The sequence below is a fragment of the Pseudomonas sp. P4_C4 genome, from assembly GCF_056402055.1.
On record NZ_JBFUID010000121.1, the window covers coordinates 1 to 4,849 of the forward strand.

At 66.8% G+C, this 4,849-nt stretch carries 1 protein-coding gene; it reads left to right on the plus strand.

Annotated elements, in window-relative coordinates; translation table 11 throughout:
- Positions 1-4,849: beta strand repeat-containing protein (locus AC1DXW_RS30760; protein WP_477760891.1), on the plus strand; the 4,849-nt coding region annotated here is incomplete at both ends.

The following is a 4,849-nucleotide window of genomic DNA, read 5'->3' on the forward strand; positions in this document are numbered from 1 at the left end:
ACGATCACCGTCACCGGCAGCAACGACGCGCCAGTGCTCAGCTTCGCGACCGGCAACGAGGCCGGCGCGGTGCAGGAAGACATCAAGCTCAGCGTCAGCGGCCAGTTCAGCKCGGCCGACATCGATCACGATGCCACGGCGACCTGGAGCATTGCGGGTACGGATACGGGCACCTACGGCTCGATCGCCGTGGACACCACCGGCCAGTGGACCTACACGCTGGCCAATGGCACCGATGGCGTTGCCAGTGCGGTGCAGTCGCTGAAGGCGGGCGAGAGCCACGATGACGTGTTTACGGTGCAGGTCAGCGACGGCCTGGGCGGCGTCGACACCCAGCTGGTGACCGTCACCATTACCGGCAGCAATGACGCGCCCGTGCTCAGCTTCGCGACCGGCAACGAGGCCGGCGCGGTGCAGGAAGACACCACGCTCAGCGTCAGCGGCCAGTTCAGCGCGGCCGACATCGATCACGACGCCACGGCGACCTGGAGCATTGCGGGTACGGATACGGGCACCTACGGTTCGATCGCCGTCGATAACACCGGCAAGTGGACTTACACGCTGGCCAATGGCACCGATGGCGTTGCCAGTGCGGTGCAGTCGTTGAAGGCGGGCGAGAGTCATGAGGACGTGTTTACGGTGCAGGTCAGCGACGGCCTGGGCGGCGTCGACACCCAGCTGGTGACCGTCACCGTCACCGGCAGCAACGATGCGCCCGTGCTCAGCTTCCTGACGGGCAATGCGGCCGGCGCGGTGCAGGAAGACACCACGCTCAGCGTCAGCGGTCAGTTCAGTTCGGCCGACATCGATCACGATGCCACCGCCACTTGGAGTATTGCGGGTACGGATACGGGCACCTACGGTTCGATCGCCGTCGATAACAGCGGCCAGTGGACCTACACCCTGGCCAATGGCACCGACGGGGTCGCCAGTGCAGTGCAGTCGCTGAAGGCGGGCGAGAGTCACAACGAAGTGTTCAGCGTGCAGGTCAGCGACGGCCTGGGCGGCGTCGACACCCAGCTGGTGACGATCACCGTCACCGGCAGCAACGACGCGCCAGTGCTCAGCTTCGCGACCGGCAACGAGGCCGGCGCGGTGCAGGAAGACATCAAGCTCAGCGTCAGCGGCCAGTTCAGCTCGGCCGACATCGATCACGATGCCACGGCGACCTGGAGCATTGCGGGTACGGATACGGGCACCTACGGCTCGATCGCCGTGGACACCACCGGCCAGTGGACCTACACCCTGGCCAACGGCAGCGATGGGGTCGCCAGTGCGGTGCAGGCGCTGAAGGCAGGCGAGAGCCACGATGACGTGTTTACGGTGCAGGTCAGCGACGGCCTCGGCGGCGTGGACACCCAGCTGGTGACCGTCACCGTCACCGGCAGCAACGACGCGCCCGTGCTCAGCTTCGTGACGGGCAACGAGGCCGGCGCAGTACAGGAAGACACCACCCTCAGCGTCAGCGGCCAGTTCAACTCGACCGACATCGATCACGATGCCACGGCGACCTGGACCATCGATGGATCGCCAACCGGCACCTACGGTTCGATCGCCGTGGACACCACCGGCCAGTGGATCTACACCCTGGCCAACGGCACCGACGGGGTCGCCAGTGCGGTGCAGKCGCTGAAGGCGGGCGAGAGTCATGAGGACGTGTTCACGGTGCAAGTCAGTGACGGCCTGGGTGGCGTCGACACCCAGCTGGTGACGATCACCATTACCGGCACCAACGACCGGCCGACGCTGACCATCGGCGACCCGACCGGGGCGATGACCGAAGGCAACGGCGCGGCCACGCTGAGCGACAGCGGGGCGCTGAGCTTCGCCGACCTGGACGTCAACGATGGAGTGACGGTCAGCCAGAGTGCCAACCACGACCTCATCTGGAGCGGCGGTACCCTCGGTGCGGCGCAAGCCGCGGCGCTGGTCGCCGGCTTCGCGGTCGATCAGGCCGGCTGGCACTACAGCAGCAGCGAGAACCTGGACTTCCTGCGGGCCGGGGAAACCATCAGCTTCTCCTACAGCGTGGTGGCGACTGACGACAGCGGCGCGGGCAATGCGACCTCGGCAGCGCAGACCGTCACCATCACCATTACCGGCACCAACGACCGACCGACGCTGACCATCGGCGACCCGACCGGGGCGATGACCGAAGGCAACGGCGCGGCCACGCTGAGCGACAGCGGGGCGCTGAGCTTCGCCGACCTGGACAGCAATGACGTCGTCACGGTCAGCCAGAGCGCCAACCACGACCTCGTCTGGAGCGGCGGCACCCTCGGTGCGGCGCAGGCCGCGGCGCTGGTCGCCGGCTTCACGGTCGATCAGACCAGCTGGCACTACAGCAGCAGCGAGAACCTGGACTTCCTGCGCGCCGGTGAAACCATCAGTTTCTCCTACAGCGTGGTGGCCAGCGACGACAGCGGCGCGGTCAATGCCATCTCGGCAGCGCAGACGGTGACCATCACCCTGACCGGCACCAACGACCGGCCGGTGCTGACCATCGGCGACGCGACCGGAGCGATGAACGAAGGCGATGGCGCGGCCACCCTGAGCGACAGCGGGGCGCTGAGCTTTGCCGATCTGGACAGCCACGACGTCGTGACGGTCAGTCAGAGTTCGAACCACGATATCGTCTGGAGCGGCGGCACCCTCGGGGCGGCGCAGGCCGCGGCGCTGGTCGCCGGCTTCGCGGTCGATCAGGCTGGCTGGACCTACAGCAGCAGCGAGAACCTGGACTTCCTGAGCGCCGGTGAAACCATCAGTTTCTCCTACAGCGTGGTGGCCACTGACGACAGCGGCGCGGGCAACGCGGCTTCGGCGGTGCAGACCGTCACCATCACCATTACCGGCAGCAACGACGCGCCCGTGCTCAGCTTCGCGACGGGCAATGCTGCCGGCGCGGTGCAGGAAGACACCACGCTCAGCGTCAATGGCCAGTTCAGCTCGGCCGACATCGATCACGACGCTACCGCGACCTGGAGCATCCATGGCGCGGCAACCGGCACCTACGGTTCGATCGCCGTCGACACCACCGGCCAATGGACGTACACCCTGGCCAATGGCACCGACGGGGTCGCCAGTGCGGTGCAGTCGCTGAAGGCGGGCGAGAGTCATGAGGACGTGTTCACGGTGCAAGTCAGCGACGGCCTGGGCGGCGTCGACACCCAACTGGTGACCGTCACCGTCACCGGCAGCAACGACGCGCCCGTGCTCAGCTTCGCGACGGGCAATGCTGCCGGCGCGGTGCAGGAAGACACCGCGCTCAGCGTGAATGGCCAGTTCAGCTCGGCCGACATCGATCACGACGCCACGGCGACCTGGAGCATTGCCGGGTCAAATACCGGCACCTACGGCGCGATCGCCGTGGACAGCAGCGGCCAGTGGACCTACACGCTGGCCAATGGCACCGATGGGGTCGCCAGTGCGGTGCAGTCGCTGAAGGCTGGCGAGAGTCATGATGAGGTGTTTACGGTGCAGGTCAGCGACGGCCTCGGCGGCGTCGACACCCAGCTGGTGACCGTCACCGTCACCGGCAGCAACGACGCGCCAGTGCTCAGTTTCGTGGCAGGCAATGAGGCGGGCGCGGTGCAGGAAGACACCACGCTCAGCGTGAACGGCCAGTTCAGCTCGGCCGACATCGATCACGATGCCACGGCGACCTGGAGCATCAATGGCGCGGCAACCGGCACCTACGGCGCGATCGCGGTGGACAACACCGGCCAGTGGACCTACACGCTGGCCAATGGCACCGATGGGGTCGCCAGTGCGGTGCAGTCGCTGAAGGCGGGCGAGAGCCATGAGGACGTGTTCACGGTGCGGGTCAGCGACGGCTTGGGCGGCGTGGACACCCAGCTGGTCACCATCACCATTACCGGCAGCAACGACGCACCCGTGCTCAGTTTCGTGGCGGGCAATGAGGCCGGCGCGGTGCAGGAAGACACCACGCTCAGCGTCAATGGCCAGTTCAGCTCGGCCGACATCGATCACGACGCCACGGCGACCTGGGCCCTCAATGGCGCGTCAACCGGCACCTACGGTTCGATCGCGGTGGACACCACCGGCCAGTGGACCTACACGCTGGCCAACGGCACCGATGGGGTCGCGAGTGCGGTGCAGGCGCTGAAGGCGGGCGAGAGCCACGAGGACGTGTTCACGGTACAGGTCAGCGACGGCCAGGGCGGCGTCGACACCCAGCTGGTGACGATCACCGTCACCGGCAGCAATGACGCGCCCGTGCTCAGCTTCGCGACGGGCAATGAGGCCGGCGCGGTGCAGGAAGACACCACGCTCAGCGTCAATGGCCAGTTCAGCTCGGCCGACATCGATCACGACGCCACGGCGACCTGGACCCTCAATGGCGCGTCCACCGGCACCTACGGTTCGATCGCGGTAGACAACACCGGCCAGTGGACCTACACGCTGGCCAATGGCACCGACGGGGTCGCCAGTGCGGTGCAGGCGCTGAAGGCGGGCGAGAGTCATGAGGACGTGTTCACGGTGCAGGTCAGCGATGGCCTCGGCGGTGTCGACACCCAGCTGGTGACTATCACCGTCACCGGCAGCAACGACGCCGCCGTGCTGTCCTCGGCCAGCGTTACGCTGAGCGAAACCAATGCTCCGCTGACCACCGGCGGTAGCCTGACCATTAGCGATATCGACAGCCCGGAAAGCTTCCAGGTGCAGTCCAACACCGCCGGCAGCCACGGCCAGTTCTCCATCGGCACCGGCGGTGCCTGGACCTACGTCGCCAACTCCGCCCACAACGAGTTCGCCGTCGGTACCACCTACACCGACACTTTCGCGGTGAGCAGCGCCGACGGCACCCTCACTTCAGTCACCGTGCATA